14 protein-coding genes and 1 pseudogene are annotated in these 16197 nt (G+C 67.3%); 6 read left to right on the top strand and 9 right to left on the bottom strand.

All coding sequences use genetic code 11. The annotated features are described in order from the left end of the window. Positions 1-402: 402 nt before the first annotated feature. Entirely contained in the window at positions 403-642 is a 240-nt protein-coding gene (locus D7W82_RS00480; protein WP_120616404.1) for a HEAT repeat domain-containing protein, read from the top strand. Positions 643-648: 6 nt separating this feature from the next. Here the strand turns inward: D7W82_RS00480 and D7W82_RS00475 are convergent, their stop codons facing one another. After that, a complete protein-coding gene (locus D7W82_RS00475) occupies positions 649-1476 on the bottom strand; it encodes a nuclear transport factor 2 family protein (protein ID WP_120616403.1) in 828 nt (275 codons plus the stop codon). A gap of 72 nt (positions 1477-1548) precedes the next feature. Here D7W82_RS00475 and D7W82_RS00470 point away from each other — a divergent pair, with 72 nt between their 5' ends. Then, complete coding sequence (locus D7W82_RS00470; RefSeq protein ID WP_120616402.1) at positions 1549-2415, top strand: LysR family transcriptional regulator; 867 nt, start codon at positions 1549-1551, stop codon at positions 2413-2415. A gap of 3 nt (positions 2416-2418) precedes the next feature. On the opposite strand, the gene D7W82_RS00465 is transcribed toward D7W82_RS00470, so the two are convergent. Next, positions 2419-3297, bottom strand: coding sequence for an aldo/keto reductase family oxidoreductase (locus tag D7W82_RS00465; RefSeq protein ID WP_120616401.1), 879 nt, complete (start codon positions 3295-3297; stop codon positions 2419-2421). 94 nt (positions 3298-3391) lie between these two features. Here D7W82_RS00465 and D7W82_RS00460 point away from each other — a divergent pair, with 94 nt between their 5' ends. Continuing rightward, complete coding sequence (locus D7W82_RS00460) at positions 3392-4300, top strand: LysR family transcriptional regulator (RefSeq protein ID WP_120616400.1); 909 nt, start codon at positions 3392-3394, stop codon at positions 4298-4300. Positions 4301-4312: 12 nt separating this feature from the next. Here the strand turns inward: D7W82_RS00460 and D7W82_RS00455 are convergent, their stop codons facing one another. Then, positions 4313-4924, bottom strand: coding sequence for a hypothetical protein (locus tag D7W82_RS00455; protein WP_120616399.1), 612 nt, complete (start codon positions 4922-4924; stop codon positions 4313-4315). A 232-nt stretch (positions 4925-5156) separates the two neighbouring features. Between D7W82_RS00455 and D7W82_RS00450 the strand changes: the two genes are divergently transcribed. Next, complete coding sequence (locus tag D7W82_RS00450) at positions 5157-5714, top strand: SMI1/KNR4 family protein (protein WP_120616398.1); 558 nt, start codon at positions 5157-5159, stop codon at positions 5712-5714. Between the two features lie 3 nt (positions 5715-5717). Here the strand turns inward: D7W82_RS00450 and D7W82_RS00445 are convergent, their stop codons facing one another. Then, positions 5718-7439: a GMC oxidoreductase gene (locus D7W82_RS00445; protein ID WP_120616397.1), complete on the bottom strand. Its 1722-nt coding sequence runs from the start codon at positions 7437-7439 to the stop codon at positions 5718-5720. 217 nt (positions 7440-7656) lie between these two features. Between D7W82_RS00445 and D7W82_RS00440 the strand changes: the two genes are divergently transcribed. Next, entirely contained in the window at positions 7657-9444 is a 1788-nt protein-coding gene (locus D7W82_RS00440; RefSeq protein WP_120616396.1) for a DUF885 domain-containing protein, read from the top strand. Positions 9445-9877: 433 nt separating this feature from the next. Here the strand turns inward: D7W82_RS00440 and D7W82_RS00435 are convergent, their stop codons facing one another. Further along, entirely contained in the window at positions 9878-10612 is a 735-nt protein-coding gene (locus tag D7W82_RS00435) for a glycoside hydrolase family 16 protein (RefSeq protein WP_120616395.1), read from the bottom strand. A gap of 181 nt (positions 10613-10793) precedes the next feature. Between D7W82_RS00435 and D7W82_RS00430 the strand changes: the two genes are divergently transcribed. Beyond that, the gene (locus D7W82_RS00430; protein WP_233587207.1) at positions 10794-11078 is read left to right on the top strand and encodes a magnesium chelatase domain-containing protein; all 285 of its coding nucleotides are present in this window, start codon (positions 10794-10796) and stop codon (positions 11076-11078) included. Between the two features lie 16 nt (positions 11079-11094). Here D7W82_RS00430 and D7W82_RS00425 read toward each other — a convergent pair whose 3' ends face one another. The 4 genes and pseudogenes from D7W82_RS00425 to D7W82_RS00410 form a co-directional block, all read right to left on the bottom strand. Beyond that, positions 11095-12711 (bottom strand): hypothetical protein, encoded by a 1617-nt coding sequence (locus D7W82_RS00425; RefSeq protein WP_120616394.1) that lies wholly within the window; start codon positions 12709-12711, stop codon positions 11095-11097. A gap of 294 nt (positions 12712-13005) precedes the next feature. Then, positions 13006-14013, bottom strand: a pseudogene (locus D7W82_RS00420) (transposase). Between the two features lie 462 nt (positions 14014-14475). Further along, positions 14476-15669: a C39 family peptidase gene (locus D7W82_RS00415; RefSeq protein WP_120616393.1), complete on the bottom strand. Its 1194-nt coding sequence runs from the start codon at positions 15667-15669 to the stop codon at positions 14476-14478. Positions 15670-15829: 160 nt separating this feature from the next. After that, positions 15830-16192 (bottom strand): DUF3060 domain-containing protein, encoded by a 363-nt coding sequence (locus tag D7W82_RS00410; protein ID WP_120616392.1) that lies wholly within the window; start codon positions 16190-16192, stop codon positions 15830-15832. Positions 16193-16197 lie beyond the last annotated feature (5 nt).

The raw sequence follows: 16197 nt of genomic DNA, 5'->3' as shown, positions 1-16197 counted from the left end.
ACCTGTCCGACAGTCGGACCGGATTGAACAGCGCAGGTGAAGGCGCCTCCCCGGGGCGAGGTCCTCCAAACCTGTCGGACAGTCGGACAGATTTCTGCCCGGCGGACGAAGGGAGTGGCCCCCGTGGCCGTGGCCCTCCAACTTGTCCGACAGTCGGACCGGATTGCGCCGACCGGATGAAGGGAGCCGGGCCAGGCCGTGGTCCTCCGCCCTGTCGGACAGTCGGACAGGTTTCTGCCCGGCGGACGAAGGGAGCGGCCCCCTCGGTCGTGGCCCTCCAACTTGTCGGACAGTCGGACAGGTTTCCTCGGCTCGGCCGGTGCGGGGGCTCCCTGCCGCGCTTGTCCAAACCTGTCGGACAGTCGGACAGGTTTGTCAGGTGCGCCGCCGACGGGGAGCCCCATGCTTCGGGCCGAAGCGGTGCTCCTGCTCGCGCAGCGCAAGGACCCTCGAACGCTGGAGCCGCTGCGCAAGGTCCTCCGCCGCTCACGGATCCGGCAGGAGCTCGTGGAAGCCGCCGGAGCATTGGGTGCCCCATCGCTGCTCCCTGCGTTGCGAGCACTGGAGGGGCAACGCCAGGACGACCGCCCCTTCACCCGCGCATTGGCTGAAGCCATCGCCGCGTTGGAGTCGGTGTCCTGAGTCTCCTCACGGAGGCGGAACGGGATTGCCCCAGGCCGCGGCGGAGATGCGCCACTGCCCGCCGGTTCGCACCAGGAGGAGATGGTCGATGAAGCGCACGCCTCCCACGCGGACCTCCAGCTTCGCGGCGGCCACGTTCCCCCGGACCTCCACCTTGAGCACGTTCCAGGGGCTCTCCCGGTCCTGGATGCCCGCCTCCGCGTTCGCCGCGTAGCGGGCCGCGGCCTCTGACAGCGTGCTCCACGCGAAGGGCACGCCTTCGACGTTCACGCGGTAGTAGATGCAGTCCGGCGTATGTGATTGGTGCAGGAGCGCGTGGCTGTAGAGCGCATGCGCTTCGAACTTCGCGTCCAGCACCGCGCGAATCGCCTCCTGCTCGGCTGCGGACCCGGTCGCGCGTTCTCCCGGCGCGAGCCGCTGGAACACCTTGCCCACGATGCGCCAGCCCACCGGTGTCTCCACCACGAGCAGCAGGTCATCGAACGTGTGGTCCGGCCAGTGGGAGACCGCCTCCATCAACGCGAAGGGGCCCTCACGGTCGAGCACCGTCATCTCGCGCCCGGTCGCGGGCTGGGGCGCTTTCGCATCCAGCACCTGCCACCACTCCAGCTGCGTCCGCGTCCGCGGCGTTCCATCCACCCCGTCCACCCAGTGCATCAGCACGTCCGGATGGAACGCGGACCGCAGCAGCCGGCTGGAGCCGGTGTCGGAGGCCTTGAAGTACGCCTGCACGGCCTCCTCGGGACTGGCGTGCAGGCGCGCGGAGGGAAGGGGGCCGGTGCGTGCACAGGCCGTGAGCAGCGCGAGCGTCACCAACGGGAGGGTCTTCGACATGCCCGGCAAGGTGCGCGTTCACGGGCAGGGACGCCAATTGATAGTGGCGCGACGAATCCATAGAACCCTTCGATGGACTTCCCAGACCTCCCCTTCCTGCGCACGTTCGTGACCGTCTACGAATCCCGGGGCGTGACGGAGGCCGCGGCGCGCCTGCACCGCACCCAGCCCACGGTGAGCTATCAATTGCGCCGGCTGGAGGAGACGCTCGGCGCACCCCTGTTCGAACGCCGGTCCGCGCGGCTCGTGCCCACGCCCCTGGCGGACCGGCTCTTCCGGTTCCTCGGAGGCTTCGCCCGGGACGTGCACGCGGTGTTGCAGGGCAGCGAGGAAGACCGCCCGCTGGAGATCGCCGCGGTGTCTGGCTTTGGCCGCTACGTGCTCTTCCCGCTGCTGCGGGAGTCGGAGTCACTGCACCGGAGGCTGACGCTGCGCTACCCGCCAGCGGAGGAGGTCTTCCGTCAGGTGTTGGAGGGCCAGGTGGACGTGGGCTTCTCCTTCCGGAGCACGGTGCACCCCAGGCTCACGCTGACACCTGTCTACGAGGAGCAACTCGTGCTCGTCGCGGGGCGGACCTGGGCCCGGCGCCTGCGCGTGCAGGCACACTTCCAGGACGTGCCGCTGGTGACCTACGACGAGGGGGACTACGTGGTGGGCCGGTGGCTGGGCCACCACTTCGGCCGGCGCCATCCCCACTGGTACAGCACCGCGCACTTCGAGGAGCTGGAGGAGGTGCTGGAGTGGGTGGCGCAAGGGCACGGCGTCGCCGTCGTGCCGGGCTTCTGCATCCCGAAGGGGCGGGGCCTGGGCGTGGTCAGTTGGGGCAAGCCCGCGCTGACCAACACGGTGCATGCCGTGCAGCGCACCCAGGCCCCGGTAAGGCCCGCCGTCGCGGAGCTGCTGGCGCGGCTGCGCGGCGGCCGTGGAGACGCTCCCTGAAGCTCAGGCGGGCTGGGCGCTCGCCACGGAGTCCAGCTCCTTGAGCACGTCCTCCGGCAGCTGGAGCTCGCCCGCGGCCAGGTTCTCCTTCAGGTGCGCGACGGACGACGTGCCGGGGATGAGGAGGATGTTGGGCGAGCGGTGCAGCAGCCACGCCAGCGCGGTCTGCATGGGCGTCGCGTTCAGGCGGGCCGCCACGGCGGACAGCGTGGACGACTGGAGCGGGCTGAAGCCTCCCAGCGGGAAGAACGGCACGTAGGCAATCCGGTCGCGGGCGAGCGAATCGATGAGCGCGTCATCCTGCCGGTGCGCCAGGTTGTAGTGGTTCTGCACGCAGACGATGTCCGCGATGCGTCGTCCGTCGGCGACCTGTTTGGCGGTGACGTTGCTCAGCCCGATGTGGCGCACCAGGCCCTTGCGCTGGAGGTCCGCGAGGACGGTGAGGGCCTCTTCGATGGGCCCTTCGGCGGGCCCGTGCGTGTCGAACATGAAGCGCAGGTTGACCACGTCCAGCACGTCCCGCCCCAGGTTGCGCAGGTTGTCGTGCACGGCCTGGGTCAGCTCCTCCTTCGAGAAGGCCGGGAGCCAGGAGCCGTCATTGCCGCGCCGGGCGCCAATCTTGGTGACGATGACGAGGCCGTCGGGGTAGGGCGCGAGCGCCTCGCGGATGAGCTGGTTGGTGACGTGCGGGCCGTAGTAGTCGCTGGTGTCGATGTGGTTCACCCCGCGGGCCACGGCCTCGCGCAACACGGCCCGGGCGGCGTCCGGGTCCTTCGGCGGACCGAAGACGCCGGGTCCCGCGAGCTGCATGGCCCCATAGCCGAGGCGCTTCACGGGGTGGCCCCCGAGGGGGAAGGTGCTGGATGAATCGATACCGGGCATGCTCCATCTCCTTTTGAGATGCAGCATGCATAGCCTCCGAGGACTTTCTGCATAACGGGGCACGACCCGTACAGGTTGTGCGGAGCGGCGAACAGTGAAGGTCGACCTGGGTGATTTGAACGCCTTCGTGGTGGTGGCGCGGGCCCGCAGCTTCCGCGAGGGGGCGCGCCTGAGCGGGAGCAGCGCGTCCTCGCTGAGCGACGCGGTCCGCCGGCTGGAGGAACGCCTGGGCGTCCGCCTGCTCAACCGCACGACGCGCAGTGTCGTCCCCACCGAAGCCGGAGAGGGCCTGCTGGAGCGCCTGGCGCCCGTGCTGACGGAGATGGAGGCCGCGCTCGACGTGGTGAACGGCTTTCGCAGCCGGCCCGCGGGCGTGCTGCGCCTCAACGTGCCCATCAGCGCGTCACGGCTGGTGCTGCCGCGCATCGTCCCGGCGTTCCTCGCCGCGTACCCCGACATCCACCTGGAGGTCATCACCGAGGACAGCTTCGTGGATGTGATTGCCGCCGGCTGTGACGCGGGCATCCGCTACGACGAGCGCCTGGAGCAGGACATGATCGCGGTGCCCATCGGGCCGCGCGTCCAGCGCCACGCCACGGCCGCGGCCCCGGCGTACCTGGAGCGGCATGGGCGGCCAGAACATCCCAAGGACCTGCTGCGGCATGCCTGCCTGCGCGGCCGTTTCGCGAGCGGCGCGATGACGCTCTGGGAGTTCGAGCGCGACGGCGAGGTGGTGACGGTCGAGCCCTCGGGACCGCTCATCGTGCGGGCGGGCGGGGGGACGGACCTCGCCGTCGACGCCGCGATCTCAGGCACCGGCATCGTGCACCTCTTCGAGGACTGGCTGCGTCCGCACCTGGACAGCGGCGCGCTGGTGCCCGTGCTCGAACCCTGGTGGCAGCCCTTCCCGGGGCCGTTCCTCTACTACCCGGGGCGGCGCTTCGTGCCCGCGCCGCTCCGGGCGTTCATCGACTTCATCAAGGCCCCGGAGGCCGGGCCGTGAGGCCAGGGAGCATCAGGGCTCGGACAGGCTCACGGTGAAGCCCTTGGGGACATTGGACTCGTCCAGCACGCGCATGAAGGCCTGGGCCGTCCACTCCACGTCGATCGTGCCGGGGTCCGCGACCGTGCCGGAGTCCGCGTCGGACTGGATGCCGATGTCAAAAATGGCCTGCACGGTCCACTCGCAGCCTTGACCCTCCGAGCATCTCTCGTCGAGGTACTTCACGCTCTCCACCGTCACGGCGACGTCGGGCTCCAGGACGCTTCTGAGGTCTTCATAGAAGGCGTCCCCGTGAACGTAGCTGATGACCAACGACGGCTTCGTCGCCGGGGTGGGGTTCCCCGGCGTCCACTTCGCCTTGGCCTGGATGCGCACCTCGCCTTCCACCGGATCCGACAACTTCTTCGTCGCGGAGGCCCGGACGACCAGCGTCCGCGTGACCCTGCCGGTCTCTGTCGTCAGGCGGAAGGGCGTGCCGGTGTGGACTGGGGACGCCACATCCTCGCTCCGGGCTCGCGACGTGGCCACGACGCTGGCGCAGGCCATCAGCAGCACCAGGCGTGACGCCCAGGTGCGGGCCGGGGTGGGGATTCGCTCGAAGACGGAGGGACGGGCTCGACGCATGGCTTCCTCGGGCAGGCGTGAAGGTTCCGGGCGTACGGGGAACGCCCGGGAGCCACGACGCACAGCAAGCTCAATGCCACATGCTCCCAGAGGGAAGCGGGCTCCATGCGTCGTGCGCCGTTGTCCTCATCAGGACATCCGTGTCATACGCGGGCACTGGGAGCGGCGGGGACAATCCCCCCTCTCAGCGGTACGGAACATCGATGGGGCCTACCGGGAAGGAGCCCAGGGAATGCCAGACGCAATCGAAGCCCTCAACGCCCTGAAGGAACGACTGTCGCGTGAGCAGGGGCTTCCCCTTCGAGCCGTGAGCGTGACCCCGGTGCGCGAGGAAGACCTGCGTCTGCTGGAAGATGCGCTGGGCCCCCTGCTCCCCAATGCCTACCTCCAGTTCATCACGCGGCACGGCCTGTTCGTCGCGACGGATGCATCCGGCTACGAGCGGGCGCGGATGCTGAGTCCCTCCGAGGTGCTGGAGCGGCACGAGTGGTACAAGGAGTTCGTGGAGGAGGACTCCTTTGGTGAAGAGGACGACGAGCGGGAAGCCGCCCTGCGCGAGTTGGAGGTGCGCAGGCGGCTCATTCCCTTTCAGTATATCGCTGACTCGTCCGTGCATGACTTCTACAGCTTTGATACAGGATTGCGCCGTGACGAAGGCATGCTCATCCTCAAAGCCTACCACGACGATTACGACCTCGCGCCGTGGTTGCTGGATGAGGCCCCTGATACATCCGGGTGCACGTTCGATTTCGACGAGCACCTGAACCAGGTCATCCGCGCGCTCCTGTAGGCTTCAGCCGCGCAGGCGGTCCGCCAGGTCCTGCGCCAGGCCGCACATGGTCAGCGTGGGGTTCCACGAGCCCGAAGTGGGGAAGAGCGCGCCGCCCGTCACGTAGACGTTGTGGACGCCGTGCGGCCGGTAGTCCAGACCCACCACCGACGTCGCCGGGTCCCTGCCCATCCACAGCGGCGAGGCCTCGTGCACGATGATGTTCAGGCGGATCTTCTTCCGGTCCGGCCGCTCCTGCTGCCAGCGTCCGCCGTTGCCGCTCGCGTCGTCGACCCAGTACTCGACCTCCGGAGCCGAGCAGCCCGCGCACCCGGCCATGACGTCGATGGACTGATAGGTCGCCTCGTCGAGCACGTCCCACAGGTGGTGGTCCTCCACGCCGGGCTGGAGCTGGAGGGTGATGTTGGTGGCGGGGTCGGTGCCGCCGTTCATGCGGATCCAGTTGTCCGGGTTCTTCTCGCTCACCTCGCCCAGGGTCGCGCAGACGAACACGACGTAATCCTCGGAGCCCTTCAGCTGCGCCATCGACGCGACGGCCGCCGCGTCCGGGGCCTCGTGGGCGATGGTGCTCTCGTCGGCCTCCGGGTTCGCGGAGGCGAAGGCGCTGGTCTGCACGTGGTACTGCAAGCCATTGGGCGCCTTGCCGTCCAGGTAGGTGGCGCCAATCTCCAGCGCGGACAGGTCCTTGAACGCCGAGCGCTTCACGCGCGCCGTGATGTGAGACATGAAGTGGCCGGTGTAACGCTTGCCAATGTTCGGCAGGGCCTCCTTGAAGGAATTCATCAGCAGCGTCGCGGGCGGGATGGTCCCCATCGCCAGCACGACCTTCGCCGAGCTCACCGCCAGCGGGCCGCGGCTCGTCTCCAGCGCGGTGACCGTCCCATGGCCGTCATGCACCAGGCGGTCCACGACGCAGTGGTCGACGATGGTCAGGGGCTGCCCCTGGCCCTGGGCCGCCAGCGCCTTCTGGGATTGCTGCAGGTCCAGCAGCGTGCCGACGGTGGAGTACTTGTAGAACTTGACGCCCTTCCAGGGCGTATGGCCCACGGCGATGGGCGCCGGGAACGCGCTCAGCGCGGAGGGCACGTAGCGCTTGAAGTTCTCCCGGAGGTTCACGTCGATTTGATGCTGGAGGCTGCCGTAGACGCCATCGTGGACCCTGTCCATGGTGGTGACGTGCAGGAACGCGCGGGCGCGGTCCCAGAAGCCCGGCTGGAGCGTGACGTCGATCAGCTCCTGCGGCCAGTCGCGCATCAGGTCGGGCGTCGGGGCGGGGCACCAGGCGCTCCAGTAGGTGGAGCGCCCGCCCAGCACGGGGATGTAGCCGGCCTGGAAGAACTCCAGCTCCGTGGTCGCCATCCGCGTCGTGCGCGTCCACGGGTACGTGGTGGGCGGTGAGCCGGTCGCGGCCTGGAAGGCGAGCGGCAGCATCTGGTAGTGCGTGGGCAACCAGAAGCCGCCCCGCTCCAGCACCAGGATGCGTGCGTTGGGGTTGTGCTTCAGCGTCTGCTCGATGAAGGCCACACCGGTGGGGCCGGTGCCAATCACGATGAAGTCATACGCGGACGCCTGGATGCTGCTCCAGTCGTTCGGCGTGGCGAAGAACGCCTGCCCGGCGATTTGATCCGCGCTGGCCTCCTGCGGACCGGGGACGGGATAGCCGAGCGAGATGCCCTTCGGGATGTTGCGGGAGCCAGCGAAGAACTTCTTGTAATTGGCGGCCATGGGGACCTGGACAAGCAGTGGGGCTGGAGGTGCTTGCCATTGGCAGTGCAGGGGCCGTGCCGCGCCAGCCCGGGGGGAAGGGCGCACGGGCGAGGCGGTGGCCCGCGTCGCTTCAGGAAGCGCTGGCGTCTTCCGGGAACGCAGGGCGGCGCCGGACGCTTGTAGGACGGGGGGCCTTCAGCGACGCTCCCCGCGTCTCTTCTCCCCCCGAGGCTCCATGAAGGCCCTGCGAACCCCGAGCGTCCTCGCCGCGTTGCTGCTGCTGTCCCCTGGATGCACCGCGTCCCGGCCCTCGACCCGAGCGGAGGCGCCGGCCACCGCGCCCGAGGCGTCCTCCGCGCAGGTGGCGCTGCGGGGCTTCGTGGACGCGTACTTCGAGGAGCACTTCCGCCGCTCGCCGATGTCCGCCACGTCCGCGGGCGTGCACACGTATGACGGAGAGCTGCGCGGCTTCCGGCCCGAGGAGCGGGCGTCGCACCTGGCGTTCCTGAAGGACCGGCTCGCGGCGCTGCCCCAGGCGGTGGACCGGGCTTCACTGCCTCCGGGGGACCGGGCCGACTACGACATCCTGGAGAACCACCTCCGCGCGCGCATCCTGGACCTGGAGGCGGTGCGCTCGTGGGAGCGCAACCCGAACGCCTACCTGGGCTTCGCGTCCAACGCCGTGTACCAGCTCATCAACCGCGACTTCGCGCCACTGGAGGAGCGGATGCGCTCGGCGGTGAAGCGCATGGCGGTGGTGCCGGAGGTCTTCGCGGTGGCGCCGGCGAACCTGAAGAACCCACCGAAGCTGTGGACGCAGATTGCCCTGGAGCAGGTGAAGGGCACGCGTTCGCTCTATGCGCAGACGCTGCCGCAGGCCTTCGCGCCGGTGCAGGACGCCGCGCTCCAGGAGGACTTCAAGCGGGCGCAGGCGCGGTGCCTGGAAGCCATTGATGGCTACATCCGCTTCCTGAAGGACGACCTGCTGGCCCGCTCGAATGGGGACTTCGCCATTGGCGAGGAGACGTACCGCCAGAAGCTCCAGTACGAGGAGGGCGTCACGGAGAGCATCGACTCGCTGCTGGCCTGGGGGCGCGCGGAGATGAAGCGCACGCAGGACCAGTTCCGAGAGGTCGCGGGACGGATTGCTCCGGGCAAGGCGCCCATGGACGTGTATCGCGAGCTGGGCAAGGAGCACCCGGCTGGCGCGGAGCTGGTGGCCACCACGACGGCGACGCTGGAGGACATCCGCCAGTTCCTCATCGACCGGCGCATCATCACCGTGCCCAGCGAGGTGCGCGCGAAGGTGGCGGAGACGCCGGTGTTCAGCCGCGCGCTGTCCTTCGCGAGCATGAGCACGCCCGGCCCGTTCGAGTCGAAGGCGACGGAGGCGTACTACTACGTGACGCCACCGGACCCGGCGTGGACCGCGGAGCAGGCGACGCAGCACATGAGCTTCTACAACCGCTACGCGCTGCCCATCGTCTCCATCCACGAGGCGTACCCGGGGCACTACGTGCAGTTCCTGTGGACCAATCGCATCCAGTCCAAGGTGCGCCGGCTGCTCGGGTCAGGGTCCTTCAGCGAAGGCTGGGGCCTCTACACCGAGCAGATGATGCTGGACGAGGGCTACGGCGGCACGGGGCCCCAGGCGGACCGGCTGCGGCTGAACCAGCTGGCGCTCTACCTCCAGCGGCTGGCGCGCTACGTGGCGGGCTTGTCATTGCACACGCGCGGGATGACGTACGACCAGGCCGTGAGCCTCTTCGAACAGGAGGCCTACATGACGCGCGTCAACGCGGAGCGCGAGGCCCGTCGTGGCACGTCCGACCCGACGTATCTGGTGTATGCGCTGGGCAAGAAGATGCTGATGGAGCTGCGCGAGGACGCGAAGGTGAAGTGGGGCAAGGACTTCACCCTCCAGCGCTTCCACGACGCCGTGGTCTCCCACGGCTACCCGCCCGTGCCCATCGTCCGTCAGCTGTTGCTCGGCGAGGACACGGCGCCTTCCGCGTCCCGGTAGGGTGTGGGAAATGTTTGATCCGGAGCCGCCTCGCCCGTCACCGGGTGAGGCGGCCCGTTGCCTCAGACCGGACTACGGCACGTCCGGGAAGAACGGAGTGACGTAGTTGGGCGATGCGGACGACGCGCACACCTTGGCTCCAGCGGCGGGGGAGAAGGTGCAGATGCCCGTGAGGCATTGCGAGTGCTCGCGATGGAGTCCGCCACGGTGTCGTGCGGGAGCGTGAAGGTGTGGCCCAATTCCGGTGCGCTCCGCCTGTGTATGCCCAGGGGTTCCAGCCGAACTGGCCTTGAATCTCTCCCGGGGTGTCGTTCCAGACATTGTTGTTGGTCAGGTCCCCCTTGTGAAAGGCGTCACGAAGCGAAAGCCATTTAAGTCAGCTTTTCAAGTAAGGCGGACCTGGATGCGTCACCTTTCTACCGGGAGCTGACGGCTACGGGGCGGGGATGAACTTGAACTCCGCGATGACGATCTCCGCCTCCTGCCCGTTCTTGGGTGCACGTCCCTGGAAGAGCCAGAAGTTCATATGGACGGGCAGGGGGTTCTGGGGAATGCGCTGGACGTAATCCGGCGGATTGAAGAGCCAGCTGGCCATCTGATTGGCGTTGCCATCCTGGTGGCCATGCAACGCCTGGAAGAAGACCTGCGTCGACGACCACTGGAAGCGGTGGGTGGAGTGGGTCCCCCCCAGGCTGATGGAGTAGGCCTGATGGGAGTAGGGGACACCCGTCACCGCGGGGTACACGGCCCAGTTGCCCATCTGCGGCTGACTGCCGCCCCACTTCGCGAACTCGATATCGATTTCATTCGTGGCGTCCGGGCCCACGTCGGGACGCGTGTAGTTGAACAGGCCCAGGACCACGTTGTCGTCGAAGAGGTCCGGCCGGCCAATCACCTTGAACTGGTAGGTGCCATACCCCAGCCGCTGCTGCGGCATGTAGACCTCCGCCGTCGTCCAGCGTCCATCGCGCCACGCAATCTTCAGGTGGAGGTGGCCGTTCGCATCCACCCAGGCGTTGCGGTCATCCCACGTATTGGGCCCCGGCCCCCCCTGACCGCTGCGCACCTCCCATTGATAGCCTGAGAAGGAGACGCTCTTCGCCTCCGCGAGCGGAGCGAAGGCAATGCTGGAGACGAGAGCGATACCGAAGACCTGTGAGCCGCGCATGGATGCCCCCACTTCGAAAAGGGTTCCAACAAGAAACACTTTTCCGCATATTCTGCTATTCCTGGGAGTGAAAGTCCATGGCGCCTGTGAGGCTGCTGGGCTTCTGAAACCCAAACCCAAGAACACTCCACCGAATCGGGGCAACTCCAGGTGTGACCTGTTCGTCAACGTGGCGGGCGGCATGCAGCTACCCGAGCCGGCGTGTGACCTGGCCGTATGCGCGGCGCTGGTCTCCAGCCTGCAGAACCGGCCGATGGATCCGCACACGCTGGTGCTGGGCGAGGTGGGCCTGGCCGGAGAGGTGCGCGCGGTGGGGCAGGTGGAGCCCCGGCTCGCCGAGGCCGCGAAGATGGGCTTCCAGCGCGTGGTGCTCCCCAGTGGGAGCGCTCGGCGCATGGAGGAGACGAAGCTGCAGGTGATCGGCGTGGAGACGCTCGGCGAGGCCCTGGCCGCGATGTTCGATTGAAGGCCGCGCCCGCGCGCTACTGGATCCGGACGAACTGGACCCGCCTCCCCCCTGGCACGGTCACCTGCACCTCGCAGCGGGGGCAGGTGAACTCTCCCAGGATTCGCTCGCCTCCACTCTCGATGGGCTGGAGTTTGCCGGAGCAGTCAGGACACTTCCCGTTGAGCGTGAAACTCCGGCGAAGGGGGGGGTTGGAGACGATCTGGTGACTCCACTCATTGATGGTGCGGTTCAGGTTCCTCGGCACCTCGACGCGCCGGCCTTCATCGAATTGAACCGTGAACTGGCTGACCACGGGCGAGTGATCGATGCCCAGGTCGAGCCATCCCCCGAGCTGTTCCCAGAGATGCTGAGGAGTGTTGATCCGGACGAACTGCCTGGCCTTCGTGACCAGGTTCGGGTTGGAGACAATGGATTCCACCGATCCGCGAGGGAACTGGAGATCTCCGATGCCTCCCTGCTGGTCCTGCTGGTTCACGGGCACGAACTGCCAGAGATGCTGGACCTGACAGCTATCACTGACGATGAGATGGTCGGCGACCTGGATGGTGTGCTCGGTGTTCCTGTGCTTGAGGCTGGTGCCGTACTTCGGCGCGATGAGCTGCCAGCCGGACTCCTCCAGGGAGCACGCATACCCAGGGGCATCATTCTGCATGTACCAATCCCCGGCGAGGATGACGGGGATGCCATCGTGCCGCAGGGTGGCCGCGTGGGTGATGATCTCGTGGATCTGCGCGGGAATCATGTTGGTGGACCCCGACGGCGAGGTGTGCACTCCCATGGTCCAGATCAGGCTGCTGGACGAGCGGTAGGGCACGGTGGACAGCAGCCACCCCACGCTGCCACGGTGCCCGGCGACGGGGCCCTGCACGCCTCCCCCATTGTGGCGATTGAAGAGCACGGTGCTCTCCTCCAAGGGGCGCTCGCTCGAGCCGAAGTGCAGCGGACCGAGGACGATGCTCACTTTCTGGGTGTTGTAGATGAGCACGTAGTGGTCCTTGGTCCCGCCGCTGCCCAGGGTGAGTTCGCCCCCAGAGCACTTGTAGTGACCGAGCCGGGAGCTCTTGAGCTGCTTGTTCATATTGCCGATGAACAGCTTCGCGTCGGTGACTTCCTGGACGATCAGCCAGTCCGCCTCAGTGACGCCCAGCATGTTGGCGATCACGAGGGGCACGAGTTGCCGCTTCCCCAAGGGCGAGGACGAGCCGTACTTCTGGATGTTCCAGGTGCCACAGCAGAAGGTCATCGACGGGGCCTGGAGTTGCTGCCCCTGCAGGAACTGCAAGTCGGTATGAGTGGCGCACTCGGTACAGCCCCAGGCTCCCTGCTTCGACCACTGCAGCGGGATGAGCTGCTTGGGGTTCTGGTAGCGCCCACACGCGCCGCATGAGAAGGGAATATGGAAGGCGGACCGCACGGGCCGCGCCTGTGAGGAGGGCTGCCACAAGCCCTGCCGCAGCTTGGGACTGCGAGGGCAGCCCCTGTTCTTCCCAATGCCCCCGAAGCGGTACTTCCGCGTGCACGAGCCGCACAGCGTGGCCCGGCAGTGGATGCACAGCGCCAGGCTCGTCTGATTCTCGGGGAGGCGGTCCTGGCAGTGATTGCACTTCTTCTGCGAGTAGTGGTTGGGCATGAGGCTTCACCGGCAGCAACGGCTGTGCCAGCTTGGAGAAGCCCGCCGGAGCCAGCGCCCCCCTGCGCACGGGGCGCGAGGGTGCGTTCTCGCCGGACGCGACATGACGCAAAGGGCTTCAGGCGCGTCCTGAAAAGACGCGTCCTGCCCGCTGGCTGCTCAGGGCTCGAGGGGGCCCAGGAGTTCTTGGGAGTTCTGGGAGTTCCTGCTTTGGGTTCAGCACCACGCGCGTGGGACCGGTCTTCTCCGATGAAGAGGAGGCCCTGCCGGGCGGGACCTGAGGCATCCCCTCATTCATAGGACGGCGAAGACCTCGCGGAAGAACGCCTGCTCAAGGACGAGTTCACCGAAGCGCTTCATCAGAGGCTCAAACCGATGCTCTTTCATCATCGGCAGGGCGCCATAGAAGTACAGCCCCTGGTTGAAAAGTGAATGGGTGCGTTTCTTCGCGGTGTTGGCCTTGAGGGTTCGGTCCAGGCCGGTGTCTTCGGCGGCGGCCCCAAGGGCCGTAGAGTTTCACCACTTCCGTGGCGCTGGCCGACAGGCTCGTTGCCAGACACCAGGCGTCCTTCATCCCCACCGCCTTCACCACGACGACCGCCGTGAGTTGGTAGCGTTGGTGGGTGACGCGCGCACCCTTGAGCGTGGTCGCACGGCCATTGGCAGGCAGCCACTCCGCGGCAGTGCGCATTTCCCCCTTCGCATTCTCGACGTGGATGCACTCGCGAAAGCGAATGACGAAGTCGAAGCCGAGTTCCGCCTTCAGCAGCTCGTACAGCTCGACGTCGCCGAAGCCGCGGTCGGCCAGCACCGTCACCTTCACCCCCGCGGGGAGCACTGCGCGCAGCCGGCGAAGGACGAGGTCTTCAGCCTGGTTCCGGTTGCCGGCAGGCCACTTTTCAGCGCCGTGTGCCAGACAAGCGGAGTCGCGCGCCCATGCTTCGTCATCAGGTAGAGGCAGAGGGTCGTGTGGTCGTCGTGCTCGAAGTCCGTCCAGTCGAGCGCGACCACGGCCTCTGTTCGCTGCGCGAGCACCATCGGCACCCACGAGGCGAAGAGCGTCCAGACGTCTCCCCCGCTGTTGGACAGCAGCCGGTCCACTTGCTTGATGGCGTGCTTCGGCTCAAGTCCACGGGCCTGCGCGAGCGCGCGGCCAATGGTTGCCACTGCCAACGAGGCGGCTTGAATGACGCCCAACGTCGCATTCGCCAGCGACAGCACCCGCTTGGCATGGACGTCCTCGCCGACGACGGACCTCACGTACTCCTCGACGACTTCTGGGCTCAGTGGCTGCTCGCGCATGCGCGCACCGTCCGCGCCATGGCCCGTCCTTTCAACGGGTTACGTAGCGTCAGCAGAAGTGAACCCGCTCCACCGGATCAGCGCCCCTCATGCCGCGATGAGGGGATCTCCCAGGATCTTACCCACTCTCCCTCAAACACCCTGCTGGTGGGTGAGGGAGCGCCTGTCGAGCCGGAGGAGGACGCAGGCGGTCGCTGCGTCAGCGTCCTGCACGCCCTGTTCCCACTCTGAGGGAACCGGACTGTCCGTCTGGCTTCTCATGAGCGGTAGACTTCCATTGGCACGGGCAGGCTCAGGCTGGGCGCGGCTCGTGATTTGGTCCTTTTTGGGTCCCCAAAGACCCAATTTGGTCCCCCCCATGCAGGCCCCATCACCTTTCTCAGAGGATGCAAGACTGGAAGCGGCGGGTTGCTCTGCTTGGAAGCGGCGGCAATCGAACCCAGCATCCCTGCGCAGCGCCGGCTATGCCCCTGAGCGCGGCCCGGGCGTCGGATCATAGATGCCGATGGCGCCCGCGTTGCCGCGCATGAAGGCATCCAACTCGGCGGGCGTGACCTCAAGGGGTGTGCGGACCGCGGCCGCCGGATCGCACACGATGAAGTTGCCCTCCGGCGTCATGCCCACCACCGCGACCAGGTGCTCCTGGGCACCGCCACCTTGCGCCCACGTGTCGCTCTTGACCACCGGGTCGGTATTCTCGGAGCCCTGCGCGGGCTCCTCGACGAAGTTCCCGGAGATGACCACCGACATTCCTGACTCGATGGCCTTCTGGATGCTCTCTGAGTTCGCGTCCACCTTCGCCCAGCTTCCGCGCGCGGCCGTCACCGCGTTCTTCACGTCCTGGAAGCCGGTGTATTGAGAGTTCTCCGTCGTCAGCGAGTACTCCGTCCCTCCCTGGGGGTTGGTCGTCACGCCGTCGCTGTTGGTGTCGGTCAGGCGATTGCCCCAGTAGCGCACGGCCTGCACGTCCGCTCCGGCAGTGCCGTTGTGCGTAATGCCAGGGATGGAGGGGATTTCGAGCCCCTGCTTGAGAAACGCCATGAGCGTGGCGGTGGGGCCGCAGTTGGCGTTCCGGCCATCGCCTCCCACCTGCGTCTCGGCGTCGAACTGATTGACGTAGATGCCCTGGTACGCGTCCGCGGCGTCCGACTGGTTGCGACTGGCCCGATACGTCTTGGTATCGGCCTCGGTCATCTCCGCGGTGTGGCTCATGCGGACCCAGCCCTGCTGCTGCCTGTTGGCATCCTGGACGTAGACGAAGTCGCCCCGGACCGCGGGGCCATTGTCCGGCGGCGTGGCGACTTGCAGCTTCGTTCCCTTGTAGAAGAGGACGCTCTGCCCGGATTCCGCGCTCGGCCCCGGACGCAGGTAGACGTTCTCCGGGGAGGAGACGATCAGCCACTCCCCCGGGGCCATGTTCTGATCTCCCTGCACGTTCGGCGTCGGCGTCAGGTCGACCGGCGGCCGCTGCACGACGACAGGCGGCGGATTCAGCACGACTTTGGGCGAGGTGCCGCGCTCGAACGAGGACACGGCGAAGTTCGCGACGGCCTTGGCGGCGGGTTGGAGCGGCGGTGCGACCCCCTTCTCCACGGCGGCGTTCGCGACGGTGCGCAGCACAGGCCCCAGGGCACGGCGGATTCCATCAGAAAACATGTGTCACTTCCCCCTCTACACGGCGCGACAGCGCCGTGCGGATGGGGAGATGAAAGCGCTGGGGGGCCCCGCCCGGCGAGTTAAATGGGATTAATTCGGGCCCCATCCTGGGGCATCCCCGCGCCCGCTCCCATGACGAAGCGGGCGCGTGGTTCGACGGCTACTTCTCCTGCGTGACCTTGTTGTCCGTGCCGGTGCGGCTGATCTTCGGCTTCGACTTGCCGAGTCCACGCTTCCAGGTGACGGAGTTGGAGTTCCCCGTCACGGAGATGGCACCGGTGGCCTCCACCTTCACCTTGTTGTCGGTGCCGTTCACCGTGACGCTCTTGCACTCACCGGTCAGCGTCACGGTGTTGGCGTTGCCGGTGATCTCCACCGTGCTGCCCGGCGCACAGGCGTGGGTCGCCGTCTCGTCATTGCCGGTGATGTCGATGTTGCCCGACGCCTCCTGCGCGACGGCCGTCATCGGCCCGAAGGCACATGCCACCATCATGAACACTGCCGTGCCGAACTTCTTGTTCATCCGTT

The organism is Corallococcus sp. CA049B, from assembly GCF_003611685.1.
GTDB lineage: Bacteria > Myxococcota > Myxococcia > Myxococcales > Myxococcaceae > Corallococcus > Corallococcus coralloides.
This window is presented reverse-complemented; position numbering and strand designations above follow the sequence as displayed.

Bases quoted from the DNA above. Each gene is read 5' to 3' on its own strand.
- D7W82_RS00480 (WP_120616404.1), top strand. From the start codon at position 403: ATGCTTCGGGCCGAAGCGGTGCTCCTGCTCGCGCAGCGCAAGGACCCT.
- D7W82_RS00475 (WP_120616403.1), bottom strand. From the start codon at position 1,476: ATGTCGAAGACCCTCCCGTTGGTGACGCTCGCGCTGCTCACGGCCTGT.
- D7W82_RS00470 (WP_120616402.1), top strand. From the start codon at position 1,549: ATGGACTTCCCAGACCTCCCCTTCCTGCGCACGTTCGTGACCGTCTAC.
- D7W82_RS00465 (WP_120616401.1), bottom strand. From the start codon at position 3,297: ATGCCCGGTATCGATTCATCCAGCACCTTCCCCCTCGGGGGCCACCCC.
- D7W82_RS00455 (WP_120616399.1), bottom strand. From the start codon at position 4,924: ATGCGTCGAGCCCGTCCCTCCGTCTTCGAGCGAATCCCCACCCCGGCC.
- D7W82_RS00450 (WP_120616398.1), top strand. From the start codon at position 5,157: ATGCCAGACGCAATCGAAGCCCTCAACGCCCTGAAGGAACGACTGTCG.
- D7W82_RS00445 (WP_120616397.1), bottom strand. From the start codon at position 7,439: ATGGCCGCCAATTACAAGAAGTTCTTCGCTGGCTCCCGCAACATCCCG.
- D7W82_RS00440 (WP_120616396.1), top strand. From the start codon at position 7,657: ATGAAGGCCCTGCGAACCCCGAGCGTCCTCGCCGCGTTGCTGCTGCTG.
- D7W82_RS00435 (WP_120616395.1), bottom strand. From the start codon at position 10,612: ATGCGCGGCTCACAGGTCTTCGGTATCGCTCTCGTCTCCAGCATTGCC.
- D7W82_RS00430 (WP_233587207.1), top strand. From the start codon at position 10,794: ATGCAGCTACCCGAGCCGGCGTGTGACCTGGCCGTATGCGCGGCGCTG.
- D7W82_RS00425 (WP_120616394.1), bottom strand. From the start codon at position 12,711: ATGCCCAACCACTACTCGCAGAAGAAGTGCAATCACTGCCAGGACCGC.
- D7W82_RS00415 (WP_120616393.1), bottom strand. From the start codon at position 15,669: ATGTTTTCTGATGGAATCCGCCGTGCCCTGGGGCCTGTGCTGCGCACC.
- D7W82_RS00410 (WP_120616392.1), bottom strand. From the start codon at position 16,192: ATGAACAAGAAGTTCGGCACGGCAGTGTTCATGATGGTGGCATGTGCC.